Here is a 22,806-nt window from a genome sequence, read left to right as displayed (position 1 = left end):
GGCCAGTTAAGATTTAAGGTTTAAAATGCACAGTTTTATGGTGCAGGCAAGGCGGTGGACCGTTATTGCAGGGAGAATAATATTTTTGTTGTTCCCCTTTGCGATTTGCATGGCAGCGCCGTAATTGTCAAAACCTAAACGTAAAAGCCCGCGATAAAATATAGAGATAAGAATTATTCCGCGCCCATTGGGCAACTTTGTTTAGTGCTTGTACTGGTTTGCCGGTAAAGCAAAAATCCCTGCCAGTGTTCAAAACCTGGCAGGGATTTTGTGTTTAATTAAAAATACAATCGGCTGTCTTGGCATGCATATATTGAATAATGTCAGTATTTTGCAGGATTTTCTAATATTTATCCGAAGTAATAAGTGTACAAAGGGATACATAGTTTAACAAAAATCACCTTTATAATACATAAAACCGCGCAGGGAGGTTTAAGGCCGTTATGCGTTTGGAGGACTTGACCCGTGGTACACTGGTCAAGGGCATTTTACCCGGTACCGTCGTTACCATAATTGATGCCCGCTGGTACGGCACCGCGGCGGTGGAAATTACATATAAAGATCACCGCGGCCGGACCGGCCAGGAACTGCTGTACCGGGACAGGGAACCGGGGCTTGAACTGGTCTCTCCCGGGCAAACCTGGCAATTGAACGCGGACGGGGCCAGGTTCCGGCTGGCTTCCGAGGCCCACCGCATAAGACTGGCCCACCTTTTCGATTCCCTGCTGGCTATCCATACCTCCGAGGTGGAGCCGCTGCCGCACCAAATCACCGCTGTTTACGATACCATGTTATCCCGGCAGCCCCTGCGTTTTTTGCTGGCGGACGACCCCGGGGCGGGCAAAACCATCATGGCCGGCCTGTTAATCCGGGAACTGGTTATCCGGGGAGACTTGAAACGCTGCCTTATTTGCGCCCCCGGCGGGCTGGTGGAACAATGGCAGGATGAACTGGCCCGCCGGTTTCACCTGTCCTTTGCCATTATCTCCAGACAAACATTCCAGGAAAGCCCCGGCGGGAACCCCTTTCAAGAGAAAAACCTGGTTTTGTGCCGCCTGGATTACCTGAGCCGGAATGACGATGTGCAGGAAAAATTGCGACAAACCGGCTGGGACTTGATTATTGTGGACGAAGCGCATAAAATGAGCGCCTCCTTTTTCGGGGGCGAGGTTAAAGCCACCAAGCGCTACCGGTTGGGTAAGCTGCTGTCCACCTTGACCCGTCACTTTTTATTGCTGACGGCCACTCCCCACAACGGTAAAGAGGAAGATTTCCAGTTGTTTATGGCTCTTCTGGACGGGGACCGGTTTGAGGGCAAATTCCGCGACGGTGTCCATGTGGTGGATACATCCGATTTAATGACCCGCCCTATTACGACAACATCGGCTATGCCGACCTGGCGGATTTCTTTTATGTCTGGCTCAGGCCGGTATTAAAGGATATTTACCCCGGGTTGTTCCGCACCATGCTGACCCCGAAATATGAAGAACTGGTGGCCACGCCTTATCGTTTCGGGGGCAGCAGGGATAAGGCCAGGGAACACTTTGAGCAGGGTTTGCAGAAAACATTCCGGCAAATGCGCGAAAAGGCCAACCCGGCGTACCCGGTGACGGTATATTATGCCTTCAAACAGGCCGAAACAGAACGTGCCTCGACCGGGGGTGGCGGCAACCAAAGCGTGGTATCCACGGGTTGGGAGACCATGCTCAACGGTTTGGTGGAGGCGGGTTTTCAAATTACCGGCACCTGGCCCATGCGCACCGAACTCTCCAATCGCCCGGTGGCTTCGGGTACCAACGCCCTGGCCTCGTCCATCGTGCTGGTCTGCCGCCCGCGCCCGGCCGGGGCCCCGGTGGCCACCCGGCGGGAATTGCTTTCGGCCCTGCAGAGGCAATTACCCAGGGCCTTAAAAAGCTTGCAAAGGAGCAGCATTGCCCCGGTGGATTTGGCCCAGGCCGCCATCGGGCCGGGTATGGCAATATTTTCCTCCTACAGTAAAGTGCTGGAGGCCGACGGCTCCCCCATGGGGGTGCGCACCGCCCTGGCCCTGATTAACCAGGTGCTGGATGAATACCTGGCCGAGCAGGAGGGGGAGTATGATGCCGACACCCGCTGGGCGCTGGCCTGGTTTGAACAATACGGCATGCGGGAAGGTTCCTTCGGGGACGCAGAAACCCTTTCCAAGGCCAAAAATACCAGCGTGGAAGGTTTGGTGGCGGCCGGTATATTAAGTGCCCGGGGCGGCAAGGTAAGGCTTTTGGACCGCCGGGAGTACCCCGTCGACTGGGACCCCGCCCGGGACAATCGCCTGACGGTTTGGGAAGCGGTGCAGCACATGATCATCACGCTGGAGCGTTCCGGTGAAGAGGCGGCGGCCCGTTTACTCAAAGAACTGGGTGTTTTGGCGGAACCGGTGCGGGAACTGGCCTACCGGCTCTTTAACATTTGCGAGCGCAACGGCTGGTCCGGGGAAGCTTTGGCCTATAACGCCCTGGTGGTGGCCTGGCCCGGTTTGTTGGAACTGGCCGCGCAAATACCCGGCGCTCCCCGGCAGGGGCAATTATTTTAGTTTACTTTTATAAATAAAAGTGGTGATTTTCTATGTCTTACAGCAACCTTGAGCGGGTCGGCAAAGGTTTGGAAGTATTGAGAAGGGGCCTTGGTCCTTACATAGCCAGGGAGCTTAAAGCAAAATGGGGCCGGCGGTGGTGGCAGATTGTTTCCGAAACATCACTGACCGGTACGGTGGGGTTGGAAAGTAAAAGAGAAGGTCAGGATGCCGATGAAGCATACGCCAAACTGGATGTTCAGGCGCTGCTGGTGTTGATGTGGAACAACTGGAACGAGGTTTTCCAGGTTAAGCTGGGGCATACCGGGCGCAGTTATGTCAGTGAATTGAGAGAAGTGCGCAACCGCTGGGCGCACCAGCAGCCCTTTACCGTCGATGACGCATACCGGGCTCTGGACACTATTACCCGGCTGCTGGAAGCGGTATCCTCGGAATATGCTTTGTTGAGTAAAAAGCTCAGCCGTGATTTATTGAGGCAAAGGTTTGATGACGAGGCCAAAAAAGCGAAAAAAAAGAGTGCCCGGGAAGTTATCCAAACCGGCACCATACCCGGTTTGAAGCCCTGGCGTGAAGTAATCACCCCCCATCCCGATGTGGCCTCTGGCCGGTACCAGCAGGCTGAATTTGCCGCTGATTTGGCCCAGGTGTTACACAACGAAGCTGAAATGGAATACCAGGATCCGGCTGAATTCTTTAAGCGCACTTATTTGACCGAGGGTTTGTCCCATTTATTGAAAATGGCCATTGAGCGCCTGTCGGGAATGGGCGGGGATCCGGTGGTCCAGTTACAGACCTCCTTTGGCGGCGGTAAAACCCACTCCATGCTGGCCCTTTACCACCTGGTGGGGGGACAGATCGCCCCCGGGCAAATCCCCGGCCTGGAACCCATATTGACCAAACTTGGTTTAAGCCAGGTGCCCATATGCAACCGGGCGGTTATAGTGGGCACTGACTTTTCCGTGGCCCAGCCGCGGCAAAAACCCGACGGTACACTGGTTAATACATTGTGGGGGGAGATAGCTTATCAGCTTGGCGGGCCGAAAGCCTATGCCATCGTGGCCAGGGAGGACAGGCAGGGGGTTTCGCCCGGTTCCGGGGTTATTAAGCAGTTACTGGATACATATGGCCCTGCCCTGGTATTGATTGACGAATGGGTGGCCTTTGCCCGTAATATTTATGGTGTCAGTGGTTTATGCGCCGGTAGTTTTGATGCCAACATGACCTTTGCCCAGGCCCTTACCGAAGGGGCCAAGCGTTCCCGGCAGTCCATGGTGGTTACCAGCATACCGGCCTCAGACATAGAAATTGGCGGTGAAGGTGGCCAGGCGGCCCTGGAAAGATTGCAGAACACCTTTGGCCGCCTGGAATCGGTGTGGAAGCCCGCAGCAATGGAGGAAAGTTTTGAAATAGTACGGCGCCGGTTATTTACCTCTAACATTGATTATGCCGCCAGGGATGCGGTCATTAACACCTTCATAAAAATGTACCGGGAGCAGCAAAAGGAATTCCCCCGGGAATGCAGTGAAAGTGATTACCAGCGCCGGATGGTCATTGCCTATCCCGTGCACCCGGAGTTGTTCGACCGGTTATACCAGGACTGGTCCACTTTGGAGCGGTTCCAGCGTACCCGGGGAGTGCTGCGGTTGATGGCTGCCGCCATCCACCAGTTGTGGGAGCGGGAGGATAAATCCCTTTTGATCATGCCCGGCACAATACCCCTGGACAGCCCGCCGGTGCGGCATGAAATGACCAGGTATTTACCTGATGGATGGCCCGCTGTCATCGATGCCGATATTGATGGCCCCGTATCAAGACCCCTTGCCCTGGACAGGGAAAACCCCAACATGGGCCGTTACTCCGCCTGCCGCCGGGTAGCCCGCACGGTTTTTATCGGCAGTGCTCCATCCGTGGCCGCCCAGCGGGTCAGGGGGCTGGAGGAGGTGCGGTTAAAACTGGGCTGTGTACAGCCCGGTGAAGCAACAGCCACCTTTGGGGATGCGTTGCGCCGCCTGGTGGACCAGTTAACTTACCTGTACAGCGACAACACCCGGTTCTGGTTTGACACCCGGCCCAGTGTCAATCGCCTGGCGGCGGACCGGGCGGAACAGCTGGTTGATTACGCTGATGAGGAGATTAAAAAGCGGCTGTTGAAAATCAAGGACAAAGGTGATTTTGCCGGCGTGCACATGGCGCCGGGCAGTAGCGCCGATGTTGCGGATGAGCAATATACCCGGCTGGTGGTCCTGGACCATAAACATTATCATTCCTCCGGCAATGATAATTCACCGGCCCTGCGGGCGGCCAGGGAAATTTTGGAGAGCAGGGGCTCAGGCCCCCGCCAGTACCGCAATACCCTGGTGTTTGTGGCCACCGATAAAAACAGGGTGCCGGAACTGGAACGGGCAGCCAGGCAATACCTGGCCTGGAAGTCCATTGATAAAGAAAAGGAAGAATTAAACCTGGATGCCTTTCAAACCAGGCAGGTGGTATCCAACGTCAAGAGAACCAGTGAAACAGTGGATGCCATAATCCAGGAAGCCTACGCTTATTTACTGGTACCCGTCCAGGAGGGAACCGGTCCCATTGAATGGGAAACTTCACGCATAACCGGCGGCGGTGAAAACATGGTGCTGCGGGCCAACAAAAAGCTGCTCAGTACCCAGCACCTGATTACCAAATGGTCTCCGGCGCTGCTGAGAATGGAGCTGGACCGGTGGTTGTGGAAAGAAACCCCCCACATTAACATCAAGAATTTATGGGGTTATTTGACCACGTATTGTTATTTGCCCCGGCTGAAGGATGAAACTGTGTTGATGCAGGCCATCAACGAGGGTATCTGCGGCCTGGAATATTTTGCTTATGCCGCCAACATAACTGGTGATGGAAGATACCAGGGCTTGAAGATAGGCCAGGTGTTGCCCACCGGGCAGTTATACCTGGATAGTATCAGTTTGCTGGTAAAACCCGAAGTGGCTTTGAAACAAATTGAGGAGGAAAAAAGGCAGCGGGAGCAGGCCGCGGAAAAAGCCCGGGGTGGCCCCGGCTATACTATAAGACCGGATGATGGTAAAGATGGTGTAGAAGAATCGAAACGCCCGGGAATTGGTGGCGAGCCGGATGGCGAATTGAATGAAGGGAAGGATACCGGTCAGGAATCCCCTGCCAGGCCCAAGCGCTTTTACGGCAGCGTGACCCTGGATAGTACCAGGGTGGGACGGGACGCCGGCACCATTGCCCAGGAAGTAATCGCCCATTTAACCTCGCTCATGGGCGCCAGTGTGGAAATAACCCTGGATATTGCGGCCACCATTCCCGACGGGGCACCTGATGATGTGGTGAGAACCGTGACGGAAAATTGTCGCACGCTGAAGTTTAGGGTGCATGGATTTGAAGAAGAGTGAAGGGTGGGTGCAGTTTGAATGGTTTACAGATTGAGAGAATTATAGAGGAATGAAGTGAAATACCCATCAGAGGGCTCCCGCCTCTATAGGCGGGAGAGGCTTTACGCCTGTCAAATCATGCACTACATAATATCATATCGGGTGGAAAAAGCTGCCAACTTCCCAGATGAATATGCGGTGGATTTAGTACACCCTTTTAGGCTTGTCTTTAAACCGATTTTGCGGGATGGTGTTGACATTTATGACTTGGAAAGTATTGATATTATAAGGATTGAGGAGGTGACGGATTACCATGGTAAACAAAAAAGATAATGCTCAATTTATGCCAAGCGTTGCAATTCCTCCAGGGGAGACAATCAAAGAAAATATGATCTTTTTAGGAATGAGTCAAAGGGAATTAGCTGCCAGGTTAGATATAACACCAAAACATCTAAGCAACATTATTAATGGTAATGCTCCCATTACCTATGAAACAGCTTTGAAATTAGAAAGGGTTATAGGACCTAGTGCCCAATTTTGGATGAATTTGGAGACTAATTATCAATTAAATAAAGCTAGATTAGAAGAGCAAGAGGAAATAAAATTAGAGTTAGATTTGGAAATTTTAAAGAAGATACCATACAAAGAAATGAGTGAATTTAAATGGGTAAAGGCAACTAGGAATAGGATAGAGAGAGTTCTTAATTGCAGAAGTTTTTTTGGTGTTGCCGAGCTTTCTTCCATAAAAAACTCATATGACGTGGCTTTTAGAATACACAAACAGGTAAGGGAAACATCTGACTATGGGATATTGGCTTGGCTTAGAAAGGCAGAATTGGAAGGGCTAAAGGTGGAAGTGGATAAATACAATAAAAGAAAGCTAGAAAATCTTATTCCTACTTTTAGAAAATTGACATTGAAGAACCCGGCTGAATTTTATCCAGAAATGAAAAGACTATGTGCCGACTTTTAGAAAATTGACATTGAAGAACCCGGCTGAATTTTATCCAGAAATGAAAAGACTATGTGCCGAATGTGGTGTTGCCTTGGTTTTAGTTCCTTATCTCCCAAGAACTTATATATGCGGGGCAACAATATGGAGAAAGAACAAGGCGATACTTGCGTTAAGTGTGAAAGGAAAACGGGCAGATGTATTTTGGTTTACCTTCTTCCACGAACTGGCACATTTAATTAATCACTCGGACAATAGGATCCACATTAGTTATGAAAATGAGGCCGACGATTTAGCTAGTAATTATTTAATTTCGGAAGAGCAGTATAGAGTTTTTATTGATAAATACAATTATAGGGATAAAAGGCAGATAATAAATTATTCCCTTGGGATTGGTATAGCCCCATTTATACTTTTAGGAAGGTTACAACACAATGGATTAATAGGATATCAACATTATAACGACTTAATACCATCTTTTGAAATAGTTGTAAATTAATTAAACTCAAGCCCTAAAGCTAATTTGCTTTTCGGGGCTGTCGCAAAGCCTACCGTACATCTAGTTTTGCTATTCCTTGCTTAAAATCCTTCGGTACAAAACCAAATTTCTTCACCAAAAACTTTATTATAGTCTTCGTAAGGATTATTTTTTTCTCACCTACTTCTATTCCCCGCTCCATGCTTTCTTGCTTAAACAATTGTAAAAGACAAATAAACCCACCTATCGCGAAAGGTGGGGTTTATTTGACGCCTGCCGCCGGAATTAAATTATTTTTTTTCACATGTATGAAAATTATTGATTTTCAATTGGATATTTATTAAGATAATTATAACAAATTTTTATCAATATTTATAATATTTACTTATCAACGGGTGGTTATTTTAATAAAAATTATTTATGACAGCGGCAAGGAGGGCGCGAAACCATGAACCTGTGGGCAGAGATAATGGACCGGTTGCAGCTGACGCTACGGACTAAGCCCCGTGCCCTCAAGCGTCCCATCCGGAGCGCCTATTGCGGAGACCTGTTAAGTGACGTGCTAGCCCACGCCAACCCCGGCGATCTTTGGATCACCATCCATCGCCACCGTAACATTGTGGCGGTGGCCGCCCTGGTTAAGCTCAGCGGTATCATCATTACCGGTGGCCGCACACCGGACCCGGATACCTTGGAAACCGCGGAGCGGGAATGCATCCCTTTGTTTACCACACCCCTGGATAATTTTCAGGCGGCAGGAAAAATTTATGCAATATTATCTGATTATTTTTAATGCAAAAATAGTTAAACGATACCAATTGTCCCAGGAAGACACAACTTGACCAGTTGTTCAACTTATTAACAGATTACATATCCTCGCCGGCTTAAAAGCGGTATTAAAACTTTGCTGCTAAAGCAGTGTAAAACGTGCCCACCGGTTCCAAACACAAACCGGGCGGCTGGCTGGCCCTCGCCTTACGCTGGATTTAGTGGCAAGCAAAAATATTTATAGCATCCTAAAAATCTTAATTGCACAAGGAGGTTGTCATAATGTCAAACGGCTGCACATGCCATGCCCAAGCCCAGTTAACCCCGGAGCACATGGCCCAGGTGGATAAAATAATGGAACCCTACCGTGGCCAGCCGGGCAGCTTGATTCAGGTACTGCATAAAGCCCAAAACGAAGTGGGCTACCTGCCCCGGGAGGTACAGGTGCGGGTGGCCGAGGGGCTGAACGTGCCTTTAACCAAGGTTTACGGGGTGGTATCCTTTTACTCGCTGTTTACCACTAAACCCAAAGGAAAACACAAGATTCACGTTTGCGCGGGTACGGCGTGCTACGTGCGGGGGGCCAATGAGCTGCTGGATAAACTGGAGGAAGATTTGCAAGTCAAACCCGGTGACACCACTGCAGATGGCCGTTTTTCCGTGGATGTGGTCCGCTGCCTGGGTGCCTGTGGCCTGGGGCCGGTGGTTACAGTGGACGATGAAGTGTACGGCAGGGTGAATAACGAGAAGCTGGACGGTATTCTGGCCAAATATAAAAAGGAGTGACCGCCCATGGAAGAATTGTCACAGCACATTTTGGACATTGCCTTTAATTCCCTGGAAGCCGGGGCGACGGAACTGACCATCAGTGTGTGGGAAGACATCAAGCATAATTTGCTCCAATTTGAAGTGCTGGACAACGGTCGAGGCATCACCGCGGAGGATATAACCAAAATACTGGACCCTTTTTATACCACCAAGAGTTTTAAGCGCGTAGGTCTGGGCGTTCCCCTACTGCAGGAGGCGGTGGACCGGTGTGGCGGTAATTTGAAGATTAAAGCGCTGCCCCCGGGCGGCACGTCAGTTACGGCGACCTTTCCCCATGACCACCTGGACCGTGCTCCCCTGGGTGACATCACCGGAACTCTGATCACTCTCATTACAGGCCACCGGCAATTAAACCTGGTTTACCGGCACCGGTACAACAGGCAAACCTTTATTTTTGAAACCCGCCAGCTAAAAACCCTGTTGCGAGGCATTCCCCTGCACACGCCGGAAGTGCTGGTGTGGTTAAAAAATTACCTGAACTTAAAAATTATCGATTTGAGGAGGGAAACCAATGAAGAGTTTGGACGAGCTGGATAAATTACGGCAAAAGCTTCAGCAGGACATGCAAGTGCGGGATAATGACCACGAAGTGAGAGTTACTGTGAGCATGGGCACCTGCGGCATTGCCGCCGGCGCGCGGGAAATAGTGCAGGCCATGTTGGAGGAATTAAAGGAGCAAGGGCTGAACAACGTAGCTCTGACCCAGACCAGCTGTGTGGGCCTCTGCCAGCACGAACCGCTGCTGGAAGTAGCCCGGGGCGGGGAAAAAACTACCTACATCAATGTGGACCGGGAGAAAGCCCGGGAAATCGTGCGCAAACATCTGGTGCAGGGTCAGGTAATCAAGGACTGGACCAACCCGGAAAAATAAGGTAAACAAACACTAAAAATCTAATATAACAAGCCACGGACAATAGGAGGAAAAAGTGATGGAAATGTATCGGTCCCACGTGCTGGTTTGCGCCGGGGCGGGCTGCATATCTTCAGCCTGCAAATCAGTGCAAACCGCGCTAATGGAACATATAGATAAACACGGGCTGGGTAAGGAAGTCAAAGTGGTGGAAACAGGCTGCATGGGCCCCTGCGACCTGGGCCCGGTGGTGATGATTTTCCCGGACGGTGTATTTTACCGCAAGCTTAAACCCGAAGACGCCGCCGAAATTGTCAGCGAACACCTGCTTAAAGGTAAAGTGGTCCAGCGGCTGCTGCACCAGCCGGTGGGCCAAACCGAAAAGGTAACCAGCTTTGACCAGCTGGACTTTTTCAAGCGCCAGACTCGTATTGCTCTGCGCAACACCGGTGTGATCAACCCGGAATCCGTGGAAGAATATATTGCCAGGGATGGTTACCGCGCCCTTGGTCAAGCGCTGTCCCAAATGACTCCGCAGCAGGTGGTGGACACCATCAAAGAGTCGGGCTTGCGGGGCCGCGGCGGGGCTGGATTCCCCACCGGTCTAAAGTGGGAATTTACCGCCCGGGCCACCGGTAGTCCCAAATACGTGGTGTGTAACGCCGACGAGGGCGATCCCGGGGCCTTTATGGACCGCAGCATCCTGGAAGGCGATCCCCATTCCGTGCTGGAGGCCATGGCCATTTGCGGTTACGCCATCGGAGCGGCCAAAGGCTACATATACGTGCGGGCGGAATACCCGCTGGCGGTGGAAAGGTTGGAAACTGCCATTGCCAAAGCCCGTGAATATGGCCTTTTGGGAACCAATATTTTTGGTACCGGCTTTGATTTTGACGTTGAAATCCGGGTGGGCGCCGGCGCCTTCGTATGCGGCGAAGAAACCGCCCTGCTGGCCTCCATCGAGGGGCAGCGCGGCGAACCGCGGCCAAAACCCCCCTTCCCCGCCCAGGCTGGGCTATGGGGCAAGCCCACTGTGATCAATAACGTGGAAACCTGGGCCAACGTGCCCCCCATCATTTTAAAGGGCGCCCAGTGGTTTGCCTCCATCGGCACCGAAAAAAGCAAGGGTACCAAAGTGTTCGCCCTGGCGGGCAAAGTGAACAATACCGGCCTGGTGGAAGTGCCCATGGGCACTACCCTGCGAGAAATTATATTTGATATCGGGGGCGGCATTCCCGGGGGTAAAAAGTTCAAGGCTGTACAAACCGGCGGCCCGTCGGGGGGCTGTATCCCCGCCGAGTACCTGGACACACCGGTGGACTATGAATCCCTGTCCAAGCTGGGCACCATCATGGGGTCCGGCGGCATGATCATCGTGGACGAGGATACGTGTATGGTGGACCTGGCCAAGTTTTTCCTGGAGTTTGTGCAGGAGGAATCCTGCGGTAAGTGTGCCCCCTGTCGCATCGGCACCAAGCGCATGCTGGAAATTCTGGAACGTATTACAACAGGCCGGGGCCGGGAAGGCGACATCGAGCTGTTGGAAGAGCTCAGCCAGGTCATTAAAAGCTCCGCCCTGTGCGGGCTGGGCCAGACCGCGCCCAACCCGGTTTTAAGCACACTGCGTTATTTCCGCAGTGAGTACGAATCCCACATTCGGGATAAGAAGTGTCCCGCCGGGGCCTGCCGCAGTATGCTGGCTTACTATATCAACCCCGAAGCATGTAAAGGCTGTGGCCTGTGCAGCAAGCTATGCCCCACCGAAGCCATCACCGGGGAAAAGAAACAGCCCCATGTCATTGATCCCGACAAGTGTATTAAGTGCGGCACTTGCTTTGAAAAATGTAAATTCAATGCCATTACAACTGTTAATTAATAAATGGAGGAATAACTCATGGCAGCTGTAAATTTAACCATAGACGGAGTCCAGGTTCAGGCCCAGGCCGGCACTTCGGTGCTGGAGGCCGCCAAACAAGCGGGTATTAAAATACCCACCCTGTGCTACCTGGAAGAAATCAACGAAGTGGGTGCCTGCCGCATCTGCCTGGTGGAGGTGCAGGGCGCGCGTACGCTCCAGGCCTCCTGCGTCACCCCGGTTGCCGAGGGCATGGTGGTGCGCACCAATACCCCGGCAGTGCGTCACGCCCGCAAGCTCAACCTGGAGCTGATCATGTCCAATCACCCCCAGGAGTGCCTGTCCTGCCCCCGCAGCACCAACTGCGAATTGCAGCAACTGGCTGCGGAACTGGGCATCACCGAGCTGCGCTTTGCCGGGGAAGTATCCCCCTACGAGCCCGACCTGTCCAGTCCTTCCCTGGTGCGGGACCCGCGCAAGTGCATCCTCTGCCGGCGCTGTGTCAGCGTGTGCGAAAAAGTGCAGCAGGTCAACGCCATTGCACCCCAGGAGCGGGGTTTCAATACCATCGTTGCCCCGGCCTTCTTGGATCCCCTGGGCAGCGCGGCCTGTGTCAACTGTGGCCAGTGCGCCCTGGTCTGTCCCACTGCGGCCATCCATGAGAAGGACCAGACCGCCCAAGTGTGGGCCGCCCTGGCAGATCCCAATAAACACGTAGTGGTGCAAACTGCCCCCGCCGTGCGGGTGAGCATAGGCGAAATGTTCGGCCTGGAGCCCGGCAGCGTGGTCACCGGGCAACTGGTGGCGGCACTGCGCAGGCTGGGCTTTGATAAAGTATTCGACACCGATTTCACCGCAGATTTGACCATTATGGAGGAAGGCAGCGAATTAATTAAACGCCTGAACCAGGGTGGCACCCTGCCCTTAATCACCTCCTGCAGCCCGGGCTGGATTAAATTCATTGAACATTTTTACCCGGATATGCTGCCCCACCTGTCCACCTGCAAATCACCCCAGCAGATGTTCGGGGCTCTGGCCAAAACATATTATGCTGAAAAAGCGGGTATTGACCCGGCCAATATTTTCGTGGTCTCTATTATGCCCTGTACCGCCAAAAAATTTGAAGCAGGCCGGGAAGAAATGCAGGACAGCGGTTACCAGGATGTGGACGTGGCCCTCACTACCCGGGAACTGGGTAAAATGCTAAAAGAGGCCGGCATTGACTTTAGCGTACTGCCGGAGGAAAATTATGACGACCCGCTGGGCATTTCCACCGGCGCCGGGGTAATCTTCGGTTCCACCGGCGGCGTAATGGAAGCCGCTCTGCGCACCGCTTACGAGCTGGTTACCGGCGAGGCCCTGCCCTCCCTGGATTTACATGAAGTAAGGGGCCTTGAGGGAGTCAAGGAAGCCGCAGTGGACCTCAAAGGCACTACCCTGAAAGTAGCCGTGGCTCATGGCCTGGGCAACGCCAGGGAAATACTGGACAGGGTGGTTGCCGGCGAGCAATACCACTTTATCGAGATTATGTGTTGCCCCGGCGGCTGCATTGGCGGCGGCGGCCAGCCCATCCCCACCAACAAAGAAATCAGGGAGAAAAGATCGGCGGGCATATACCGGGCAGACCTGGCCATGCCCATGCGTAAATCCCACGACAACCCGGCGGTACAAGCTCTGTACAAGGAATTCTTGGGCGAACCCCTGGGCCATAAATCCCATGCACTGTTGCACACCAGCTACACCGCCCGCAGCAAATATTAAACATTCATATGTAGATACCATTACCAAAAAGGTCTCCATTCAAAAGAATGGGGACCTTTTGGGATGTAAGGGTTGATTTTATCTTTTAAATTTCTCAATACCTACCTTATTTATTACAGAAGCTAATCTTTCCTTGGGGTAGGCATTTTCTTTGTATACCGTAATAATATGTATACCTATATTGGTTATACCCTGCTGGCCCGCATATATAGCTATGAATGAAACCACCGCCCCATAGGTGGTGGCAACCAACAGTAACGACACAGAGGGCCTAATGGCCTTTGGTTCAATCAAAGACTTGACTATTTTAGGCGAATTGCTGGATAAGGATGTAGCTCCGGGTGAGTTAATCAATTATATCAATGAAAATGCAATTAAGGACTTTATTATCAGCGGTAATCAGTTATATCTAACCCAGGCGCACGATTATATATCTAATATCCAAAATGGAATTATTAAACTGGAAGATCTGTCCCGCACACACCCCCATTTAGCACCTGAGGTGAGTGAGGTGGTGCAGTTGGTTGGTAATGAAATTGAAAAAAATGAAGAAATTGCAGAAAAAGTAATAGCAGGAGATTATACCTCACAAAACGACTTGCTGCCGGGGGGACCGGGTCATATTGACCACAACAAGTTGCAGTTAGCTCTGGGTAACTTAGAAAATAAATTGCATGATTCCTCCCTGAACTCAATGCATCATTTAATGGATACTACCAACAATATCAGGTCATTCCTTTTAATAATACCTTTTCTGGCGGCATCCCTGTCTTTATATTTGAGTTATGCTTACTGGCAAAATTATATACGGCCCATAAATAAAATTATCGAAGCTATTAAAAATAACACCGGCGGTAATTACAATATCGTTAACGGTGACTTTAAAAAAAATGAAGTAGGGATTTTAGCTGCTGCATATAATGACATGGTTCAGACAATAAACTTTGAAAGAGAAAGTTTAAAAGAACAAAACCTGCAACTTACAGCACAGCAGGAGGAACTAACAGCCCAAAATGAGGAAATTAATGCCCAGCAAAGGGAAATCGCTGCAACGTTAGAGAAAGTTAAGGAAGGAGCCAAATGTTGATATAAAAAAATTAAATGTGACGTACGTCATAGGCAGAAGTAATTTTTTATTATATCCTATCTTTCGTAACTAATACTACATAATTAAGGAGGATATAATAAATGGAAGGCATTGTAAAACAAACAAATGGTGCAGTTGCCGTTATACCTGCCACACCTGCCGGGCTAGTTAATGGAGAACAATTACTTAAAATTGCACAATTGGTAAATGAAGGTGCCGGTCTGGCCAAATTCACAACTGGTGAGCATATCGTAATTTTAACGGCGGAAGATAAAGTGGAGCAAGTTAAGCAAGAACTGGCTTCTGTCGGTTTGGGTATAGCCCCTGTGGGACCAACTGTACGCAATGTAAAAACGTGTCCCGGCAATTTATGTGAGTTTGCATTGCAAAATGCATTAAATGACGGTCTAAATGTAGATAAAGAGTTTTCTGGCCGGGAGATGCCGAATGCAGTTAAGATAGCCATCAGTGGTTGTCCCCGAAATTGTATGGAGGCTAGATGTAATGATATAGGTTTTATAGGAACAAAGAACGGATATAAATTATATATTGGCGGTAAAGGCGGCAATCAAATTTTAGGCGAATTGTTGGATAAGGATGTAGCTCCGGATGAGCTAATCAATTATACCAAGCACATTATCGCGATATATAAGGATAATGCTAAACCCAAGGAAAGATTAGCTTCTGTAATAAATAGAATAGGTATTGAGAAATTTAAAAGGTAAAATTAACCTAAGCATTAATGAAGCATAAGAGGTATGTGTTTGCCAGGAAACAGACGCTGTTTTTGCTACGCCGCAAAAACTGTCTAAATAGACTACATAAGACATAGAATAACGGCTTAAGGAACACAGGGCCTCCATTCGGTAGAATGGAGGCCCTCAATTCAATATATCTCCAACTGGGACAGAAGGTTATCATACATTAGTGGTGTGAACAGATTGATTTTTATATTCATTTGCCATATAATTTTGTGATTGCAAGTTTTCATAATGAAAGGGGAATATTTATTTGCACGCCATTGAGGAACATTCAACCAACGCTTTATGGACAAGGGACTTTGTAATCATCTTTTTGGTTAACTTGTTTATCTTTGTATCCTTCCAGATGCTTTTACCCACTCTGCCCGTTTATGCTAAACATTTGGGCGGCCAGGAGACGGCAATGGGCATGATTATAGGAGTTTTTACAGTTTCAGCCTTACTGGTGCGCCCCTTTGTAGGCCAGGTATTAGATTCCAGCGGCCGGCGGGGTCCTTTACTGCTGGGCCTGGCCGTTTTCATGTTATCGGTTCTGGCGTATAACTGGGCCTTTAGCATAATCGCCTTACTGGCCTTCAGGTTTCTACATGGCTTTGGCTGGGGTATCATTAGCACCGCAGCGGGAACGGTGGCCACCGATTTAATCCCACGTAAAAGATTGGGTGAGGGCATGGGGTATTTTGGCCTCACCAGCACAATATCCATGGCCATAGCACCGGTGATCGGGCTTTATATCCTCAACCGCGCGGGTTTTCCCACCCTGTTTTATATATCTACCATTTTGTCTTTTATAGCCCTGGTACTGGCGGTGCTTATCCGGTATCCCCGGGTGGAAAATAAAGGCCAGAGCGGGCGGGGAGTCAAGGCTTTGATTGAACCAAAGGCCATTAGACCCTCTGTGTCGTTACTGTTGGTTGCCACCACCTATGGGGCGGTGGTTTCATTCATAGCTATATATGCGGGCCAGCAGGGTATTACCAATATCGGTATCTTTTTTACCGTTTACGCACTGGCCCTTACGGTTACCCGGCCACTTTCCGGTATTTTAGCCGACCGCAGGGGCTTTGATGTGGCGGTACTGCCCGGGATGGTACTGATTATTGCCGCGATGTTGGTTTTGTCCCAGGCCCAGCAATTATGGATGTTTCTGCTGGCGGGCGTTCTTTACGGGGTTGGATTTGGCGGCATGATGCCCAGCCTGCAGGCTTTGGCCGTGAAGGATGTAATTCCCGCACGGCGTGGCGCAGCCAATAGCACCTTCTTTTCCGCCTTCGATTTAGGCATCGGGCTGGGGGCGGTAATGTGGGGGGCAGTTGCCCAGGCCACCAGCTATGCTGTTATGTACCAGCTGTCAGCTATACCGGGGGTGCTGGCGCTGATATCCTATCTGGTACTTAAGGATAAAGCAAAAAAAGAGCGGGCGACCTGCTCCAATAACAGGGTGTAAAAGGTCGCGGCGCCCTTTGGGTGTGGATTTACCCGGTTGGGACAGGTACCCATGAAGGATTGAGATAATAATTGAAACAGATTAAGTTATATAATATAATTTCCCCCACGTATTTTTTACTATTCTTTTTTCCTCCGGTTGTGTTTATTGCTTTGATGGGTAATTTGTTAATAGATTAACGGGTTACATTAGCTTGTTTTCATGTATTTAAGTTTGGTTTATCGTGGGCTTTGAGTATTATTTATTCACCGGTTCCCGCATTACTCCTGGTCAAAAAGCTACCCGGAATATTGGCCTCCATCTCCAGAAACCGCTTGTATGGTACAGTGAAGGTGACCTGACCAGAGTCGATAAACGGGCGGGCGGATGGATCCATCATACCTACCACAGCCCGTGGGTTTTCTTTTCGTTGAATATTTCAGAGAATTTGCGATGAGTTTTTACCGGCAGCAAGGAACTATCCCCTTGCTGCCGCCCCATCTGTATCAATATCAAACCTCGCGATTTTATTTCCAGCCAGCAAAAGCACAAGCAGCAAAAGTACCGCTCCCAGGGAATACGGGACATTCATATGAATATCATATAATATCCCACCCACCATAGGCCCGAAAATACGTCCTAAACTACCAAAGGATTGCATTATTCCCAAAACGGCCCCTTTCCCGCCCGGTGCATTTTTTGATACCAGGCTGGACGAGCTGGGAGTCAACAAAGTATTGCCTATGCTAAATATGGTAGAAGTCAAGAACAATAAAAACACATTAGTAGACGTTACAATTAGCAGCATGCCTATCGCAGATATAAGCATGCCGGCTCTAATTAATTTTACATCACCAAATTTCTTAACCAGCCTACCAACCAGGCCTCCCTGTATAATAACCCCGACAAAGCCCAGAACAGCAAATAAAATCCCCATCTCCTTTGGGCCAAATCCCGCCCCGTCCGCAGCAAATAGGGCAAATGTGCCCTGGAACATAGACATGGTAAAATTTGTTATGAAACCAATGAAAAACAGTATAAAAAGGGGGTTTTTTATCACTGCCAGGGTAATTCGGGTCTTTTCATGGGACGTGTTTTCAACGGGTTCCTTAAGGGATTCCGGGAGGAAGAAGATGGCAAAGGGTAAATTTAGCACGGCTAACCCGCCGGCCACAAAAAAGGGGACGGAAAAGCTATTGTGACCCAGCCAGCCTCCCAGGGCAGGCCCGACAATCATTCCCAGCCCCATGGCCGCCCCCAATATGCCCATCCCCTTGGACCTTTCTTCCCCACTGGTGGTGTCGGCAATATACGCCATGGCTGTGGGTATAGTGGCCGAGGAAATGATACCGGACAATATTCTTATAGCAAACATCATCCACAGTTCGGACACAAAGCCAAATAAAATAAATGTAAGGCCATAACCGCCTAAACCTATCAACAATACCGGTCTTCTGCCAACCCGGTCGGACAACCGGCCCCAAAGGGGAGCAAAAATAAACTGCATTATAGAAAAGGAAGCCATAAAAAAGCCCAGAGCAGTTGGCCCTCCACCCAACTCAATAATTAAAAAAGGGAAAATTGGTATCACAATACCAAAACCTATCATCACCAAAAATAATGTGGTAAACAAAATCACTATGGGCTTAAAATTTTCCTTCATTAGCAGTTCCCCACTTTTAGAGTTGATTCAGATAAAAAGTTAATTAAACTTTTATCTTTAAGCACTCTGGGAATTTTAACCTGATTGGCCGAGGCCCCTCTTAACATTAACTCCCTTTGCAAACGATGAAAAGTCCCGGGTTGAACAAGTTGCAACAACAAACCTTCTATCCGCCTGGCTTCAACGGCAGCCCGGTAACGGGGATTGGCTTTCTCAAGGGCTTTTTGCAAAATTGCTTGCCACGCTGTGATGTCTGTTGCCTTTTCTGGATTTCGAACTTCAACAAAAATTACATACCTGCCAAAAGGTCCATTCACATCGACTGCAGTGGTATAGTCAACCAGGTCACGGTCCCAGTGTTTGGCAGCATTTTTTAAAGCAGCCAGAACAGCTTTCTCCTGGGTCTTTTCTCCGGTTAAGTTTAACAGTTGACCTTTTCTGTACAAAAATTCAACCACCGGGCTGTTATTATAATAACCCGCTACCTTGACTACATCTCCCAGTCTATAGCGATAAAGTCCAGCCTGATTTGTTATAACTACCTCATAACTTTTATCCTTTTCCAGCTCATCCATACCCAGCACAGTGGGATTTGAACTTTCTGTCTCATCCACCGGGATAAATTCATGGTAAGCTGTCCGGGGTGTAATAACATAAGTAACATCATTAATGCCGGTACATATGCCGAGCATGGCCTCGGTAGCACTGTAGACCGCGGAATAAACCGGTATTTGGCCGGTATACCGGCGAAGTTTATCCATATAGATACTAAAACTACCTCCGGCAACACAGCAGATATAGAGCAACTTGGGCCACAGCCGGCAGGCAATACCTGCCGCACCTTTTTTAATTTCTTTTTCCAATTGCTCGGCCCGCCCGGCATCAGGCCGCAGCCGCTTGACAAGCTGGTTCCTGATTTCCGGCTCCAGGTTCAAATGCCGGCTTATGCCGCCCTCCGCCAGGTCACGTTTTAAATGCGGCCATTGTTCCTCCAGAGTGTGAAATAATTGTAATATTGGTGCAGGGAAAGGCGCGTTAATATAAGCCAGGTCTTTTTCCTGCAGCGCAAAAAGCAAGTGCAGGTAAATAGCAGTTGGCTGGTCAGTCAATTGCATTACTTCCGGCGGTGATGTCCACAAATAAGGTATAATATGTCGCATGGAATTCATTCCACCCGACGTTCCCGCGCCGGTGGGAATGCCTCCGGCCGTGACCCCGGTTTTTACACCATTCATAATCATCATTCCCCGGCTGCCGTACCGGGCGCCTGGTACGGCCTGCCGCAGCATACCTTCAGTCAACAACATCATATGGCTGTTGATCACTTTTCTGCTTAAAGCAGTAACCGGTATTAACTTACTCTCGCCTGTGGTTCCGGAACTTAATCCAAAATATATAACAGGCAGCGAAGTAAGAATGTTTTCTTCACCATTGGCCATTCTTTCGAGATAAGGCCGGTAGTCTTCATAAGAAGTTAAAGGTACTTTTTCTTTATAATCTGAAGGTGATATTATAGAAGAAAACTGGTATTTGCGCCCGTACTCCGAGGTTTTGTTTAAATTCAGGATTTTCTTTAATACCAATTGATTAACTTCCACCGCCTGCAAGGTATCCTTTTCAAATTTTTTTCTATAATAACCGGATGCTGCCGCCATAATGTAGCCAAGGGTTTTTTGAATCACAGCCATAATACCACGCTTTCTTTTCAAAAATATTAACTACTTTCCAATTCTTTTAAATGCTTATTTAAAAGCTCTATTGTATTTTTCAGCCTGGGCTTTATTTCTTCACGCATATCCCTGAGTGAATCCCTTCCTAAACCAGTTATTTCATAGACCCGTGTGGATTTCCCCTTGGAATCTTCCATGTAGTGAGCTACAAACCCCAGTCTCACCATCTTTTGCAGAATGGGATAAATGGAACCGGGCGAGGGTTTCCAATTGCCCCCGGTCATAATTGTTATCTGATCAATTATTTGCTTGCCGTACATCTTCTCTCTTGCCAGCAAACTAAGCACATAAAAAGGCAGCAGCCCCCTTAAAAGTAACCCTCCACTTAACTTTGATGCGTCAATAAGCTCCTGATAAGGTTTTCTCATTTTATCACCATCTATTTTGTTGGTATCACTAACGATAATCGATATCGATATCATATAACATATAAATATTGTGTGTCAATAAATCACCGGGAACCTTTTTGTACCAGGCGAACACCGGAAAATAACCAGTCTATCATCGCCAGGCATAAAAATACTTGCTCAACACACTGATAGTTTATTATTCACTGTCCAAACCCACATCTCACCAATCTTGACGCGCAGGAAACATTTAAACCGAATGCGTCCCTCGACTAAGGTCGTGAGACGCATTTTTTGCTGCCTCTCAGGTACTTAGCGTGATCAAAATCACATTGGATACGTGTTCTATCACATATCACCCTCTCCGGCTTTACAGTATCATATAGAAAATGCTCCAAGCAGTTCACTGATTGTTTGGGAATATGAAGAGAAATTCCAATACGGGGAGGTTATTATAAATGTTTTGTAACCAGTGTGAACAAACCGCCAAAGGAAAAGGCTGCACTGCCATGGGTGTCTGCGGCAAGAAACCCGAAGTTTCGGCCCTGCAGGATCTCCTGCTTCATGCCGTTAAGGGATTATCCATTTATGCCTGCGAAGGGCGCAAGGCGGGCGTAATCGATGATGAGGTTAATAAATTTACTGTCGAGGCGTTGTTCTCCACCCTTACCAACGTGGATTTCGACCCGGGGCGCTTCCAATTGTTAATCAACCGTTGTGTCGAGCTCAGGGAAGAATTAAAGGAAAAAGTAGCTCAGGCCGGTGGAAACACCACCTTCTCCGATCCCAGTACCGTCTTTCAGCCTGCCGCCGGTATAAGTGGCCTGGTGAAGCAAGGCGAGACTGTGGGCATGGTGAACGACCATGACGCCGACGCGGATATCCAGTCTCTGCAGCAGATTACCGTATACGGCATCAAGGGTATCGCGGCCTATGCCGACCATGCTAAAATCCTGGGCCGGGAGGATGATAGGGTTTATGCCTTCATTCACGAAGGAATGGCGGCATTAACCAATAAAAACCTTTCCTTGAACGATTGGGTGGGTTTGGCCCTGAAATGCGGCGAGGTCAACCTCAGGACCATGGAACTCCTGGATGACGCCAACACCGGCACCTATGGCCACCCGGTACCCACCGAAGTGCCTCTGGGTCACAAGAAGGGTAAGTGCATCCTCATTTCCGGCCATGATCTTAAAGACCTGGAAGAGTTGCTCAAGCAAACCGAGGGCAAAGGGATTTATGTTTATACTCATGGCGAGATGCTCCCGGCACACGGTTATCCGGAATTGAAAAAATACGATCACTTTTACGGTCACTTCGGCACTGCCTGGCAGAACCAGAAAAAGGAGTTTGCCGAATTCCCGGGCGCCATCCTGATGACCACTAATTGCATCCAGGAACCCCAGAAGTCCTATGCCGGCAACATCTTTACCACCGGCTTGGTAGGGTGGCCCGGCGTTAAGCACGTCAAGAACGGTGACTTTGGCCCGGTGATTGAAAAAGCTTTGGAAATGCCCGGTTTCCCATCTGATGAAAACCTGGGCTCCGTGATGGTGGGCTTTGCCCGCAATGCCGTCATGGGCGTGGCAGATAAGGTAATTGAGGCGGTAAAAAGCGGCGCCATCAAACACTTTTTCCTGGTGGCCGGCTGTGACGGTGCTAAAGCGGGCCGCAACTATTATACCGAGTTTGTGGAAAAGACGCCAAAGGATACCGTTGTTCTTACCCTGGCTTGCGGGAAATTCCGCTTCTTTGACAAAAAACTGGGCGATATCGGCGGCATCCCGCGCTTGTTGGATGTAGGCCAGTGCAACGATGCCTATTCGGCCATCCAGATCGCTGTGGCACTATCCAAGGCCTTCAATTGCAGCGTGAACGATTTGCCACTCTCCCTGGTGCTTTCTTGGTACGAGCAAAAGGCGGTGGCCATCTTGCTCACACTTTTACACCTGGGCATTAAGAATATTCGTTTGGGCCCGAGCCTGCCGGCCTTCATAACGCCCAATGTGCTGGATGTATTGGTCAAGAACTTTGACATCAAGCCCATTACCACCCCCGATGAAGATTTGGCCGCCATCCTGGGCAATAATAAGGACAATAATAAAACTAAGCCTGCCCAATCCGGCTCCGGCTTGATAAATTTTGTGAAAAGGCTTTTCTGTTAAACTGTGATACTAAATAGTTAGTTATAACTCATAAACTTGGCTTTCCATTTAGACGCGCAACAACATAATGCCGGCACGCACCAAAATGCGCTTCTCTGGTATGTACCGGAGAAGCGCATTTTTGTAAACGTATTAGCCTAATTTGTCATGCTCTGTCAATAAATCACCTGAAAATGAACTGTCAAG

General features: G+C 49.4%; 20 protein-coding genes. 16 read left to right on the top strand and 4 right to left on the bottom strand.

Annotated features, from left to right (window positions below; translation table 11 throughout):
• The first annotated feature begins 443 nt into the window (after positions 1-443).
• The 15 genes from LX24_RS03630 (at position 444) to LX24_RS03565 (ending at position 16,736) form a co-directional block, all read left to right on the top strand.
• Positions 444-1,436, top strand: a complete 993-nt coding sequence (locus LX24_RS03630) for a DEAD/DEAH box helicase (protein WP_166510783.1) — start codon at positions 444-446, stop codon at positions 1,434-1,436.
• A 29-nt stretch (positions 1,437-1,465) separates the two neighbouring features.
• Complete coding sequence (locus tag LX24_RS03625) at positions 1,466-2,569, top strand: DUF1156 domain-containing protein (protein WP_166510782.1); 1,104 nt, start codon at positions 1,466-1,468, stop codon at positions 2,567-2,569.
• Between the two features lie 32 nt (positions 2,570-2,601).
• On the top strand, positions 2,602-5,970 hold the full coding sequence (locus tag LX24_RS03620; RefSeq protein WP_166510781.1) for a Swt1 family HEPN domain-containing protein: 3,369 nt from the start codon (positions 2,602-2,604) through the stop codon (positions 5,968-5,970).
• A gap of 54 nt (positions 5,971-6,024) precedes the next feature.
• Positions 6,025-6,282: a hypothetical protein gene (locus tag LX24_RS14790; RefSeq protein WP_207706521.1), complete on the top strand. Its 258-nt coding sequence runs from the start codon at positions 6,025-6,027 to the stop codon at positions 6,280-6,282.
• A complete protein-coding gene (locus LX24_RS03615; RefSeq protein WP_166510780.1) occupies positions 6,263-6,922 on the top strand; it encodes a HigA family addiction module antitoxin in 660 nt (219 codons plus the stop codon). The genes LX24_RS14790 and LX24_RS03615 overlap by 20 nt, the downstream gene beginning before the upstream one ends.
• A gap of 4 nt (positions 6,923-6,926) precedes the next feature.
• Positions 6,927-7,400, top strand: coding sequence for an ImmA/IrrE family metallo-endopeptidase (locus LX24_RS03610; protein ID WP_207706520.1), 474 nt, complete (start codon positions 6,927-6,929; stop codon positions 7,398-7,400).
• Positions 7,401-7,827: 427 nt separating this feature from the next.
• The gene (locus tag LX24_RS03605) at positions 7,828-8,172 is read left to right on the top strand and encodes a DRTGG domain-containing protein (protein WP_166510778.1); all 345 of its coding nucleotides are present in this window, start codon (positions 7,828-7,830) and stop codon (positions 8,170-8,172) included.
• A 257-nt stretch (positions 8,173-8,429) separates the two neighbouring features.
• Positions 8,430-8,933 carry an NADH-quinone oxidoreductase subunit NuoE gene (gene nuoE, locus LX24_RS03600; RefSeq protein WP_166510777.1) on the top strand — a complete coding sequence of 168 codons (504 nt, stop codon included), beginning with the start codon at positions 8,430-8,432 and terminating at the stop codon, positions 8,931-8,933.
• A 6-nt stretch (positions 8,934-8,939) separates the two neighbouring features.
• On the top strand, positions 8,940-9,512 hold the full coding sequence (locus tag LX24_RS03595; RefSeq protein WP_166510776.1) for an ATP-binding protein: 573 nt from the start codon (positions 8,940-8,942) through the stop codon (positions 9,510-9,512).
• The gene (locus LX24_RS03590; protein ID WP_166510775.1) at positions 9,487-9,846 is read left to right on the top strand and encodes a (2Fe-2S) ferredoxin domain-containing protein; all 360 of its coding nucleotides are present in this window, start codon (positions 9,487-9,489) and stop codon (positions 9,844-9,846) included. The genes LX24_RS03595 and LX24_RS03590 overlap by 26 nt, the downstream gene beginning before the upstream one ends.
• 58 nt (positions 9,847-9,904) lie before the next feature.
• A complete protein-coding gene (nuoF, locus tag LX24_RS03585) occupies positions 9,905-11,701 on the top strand; it encodes an NADH-quinone oxidoreductase subunit NuoF (protein WP_166510774.1) in 1,797 nt (598 codons plus the stop codon).
• Positions 11,702-11,719: 18 nt separating this feature from the next.
• Positions 11,720-13,441, top strand: coding sequence for an NADH-dependent [FeFe] hydrogenase, group A6 (locus LX24_RS03580; protein WP_166510773.1), 1,722 nt, complete (start codon positions 11,720-11,722; stop codon positions 13,439-13,441).
• A gap of 274 nt (positions 13,442-13,715) precedes the next feature.
• Entirely contained in the window at positions 13,716-14,528 is an 813-nt protein-coding gene (locus LX24_RS03575) for a sensor histidine kinase (RefSeq protein ID WP_166510772.1), read from the top strand.
• A 101-nt stretch (positions 14,529-14,629) separates the two neighbouring features.
• A complete protein-coding gene (locus LX24_RS03570) occupies positions 14,630-15,253 on the top strand; it encodes an NAD(P)/FAD-dependent oxidoreductase (RefSeq protein WP_166510771.1) in 624 nt (207 codons plus the stop codon).
• A gap of 286 nt (positions 15,254-15,539) precedes the next feature.
• Complete coding sequence (locus LX24_RS03565; RefSeq protein WP_243131607.1) at positions 15,540-16,736, top strand: MFS transporter; 1,197 nt, start codon at positions 15,540-15,542, stop codon at positions 16,734-16,736.
• 241 nt (positions 16,737-16,977) lie between these two features.
• Here LX24_RS03565 and LX24_RS03560 read toward each other — a convergent pair whose 3' ends face one another.
• From LX24_RS03560 to LX24_RS03545, 4 genes are all read right to left on the bottom strand, one after another.
• A complete protein-coding gene (locus LX24_RS03560) occupies positions 16,978-17,115 on the bottom strand; it encodes a DUF169 domain-containing protein (RefSeq protein WP_166510770.1) in 138 nt (45 codons plus the stop codon).
• Positions 17,116-17,193: 78 nt separating this feature from the next.
• Positions 17,194-18,378, bottom strand: a complete 1,185-nt coding sequence (locus LX24_RS03555; RefSeq protein ID WP_166510769.1) for an MFS transporter — start codon at positions 18,376-18,378, stop codon at positions 17,194-17,196.
• Entirely contained in the window at positions 18,378-20,087 is a 1,710-nt protein-coding gene (locus tag LX24_RS03550; protein WP_243131606.1) for a GH3 auxin-responsive promoter family protein, read from the bottom strand. Before LX24_RS03550 ends, LX24_RS03555 begins: the two co-directional genes overlap by 1 nt.
• A 5-nt stretch (positions 20,088-20,092) precedes the next feature.
• Positions 20,093-20,476 (bottom strand): PadR family transcriptional regulator, encoded by a 384-nt coding sequence (locus LX24_RS03545; protein ID WP_166510768.1) that lies wholly within the window; start codon positions 20,474-20,476, stop codon positions 20,093-20,095.
• A gap of 437 nt (positions 20,477-20,913) precedes the next feature.
• On the opposite strand from LX24_RS03545, the gene hcp reads away from it, so the two are divergent.
• Complete coding sequence (hcp, locus tag LX24_RS03540) at positions 20,914-22,620, top strand: hydroxylamine reductase (protein WP_166510767.1); 1,707 nt, start codon at positions 20,914-20,916, stop codon at positions 22,618-22,620.
• The last annotated feature ends 186 nt before the right edge of the window (positions 22,621-22,806 follow it).

Origin of the sequence: Desulfallas thermosapovorans DSM 6562 (genome assembly GCF_008124625.1) — a bacterium.
Classification (GTDB): Bacteria; Bacillota; Desulfotomaculia; order Desulfotomaculales; family Desulfallaceae; genus Sporotomaculum; species Sporotomaculum thermosapovorans.
The sequence above is the reverse complement of the archived record's forward strand: the minus strand, read 5'-3'. Positions and strand labels throughout refer to the sequence as shown.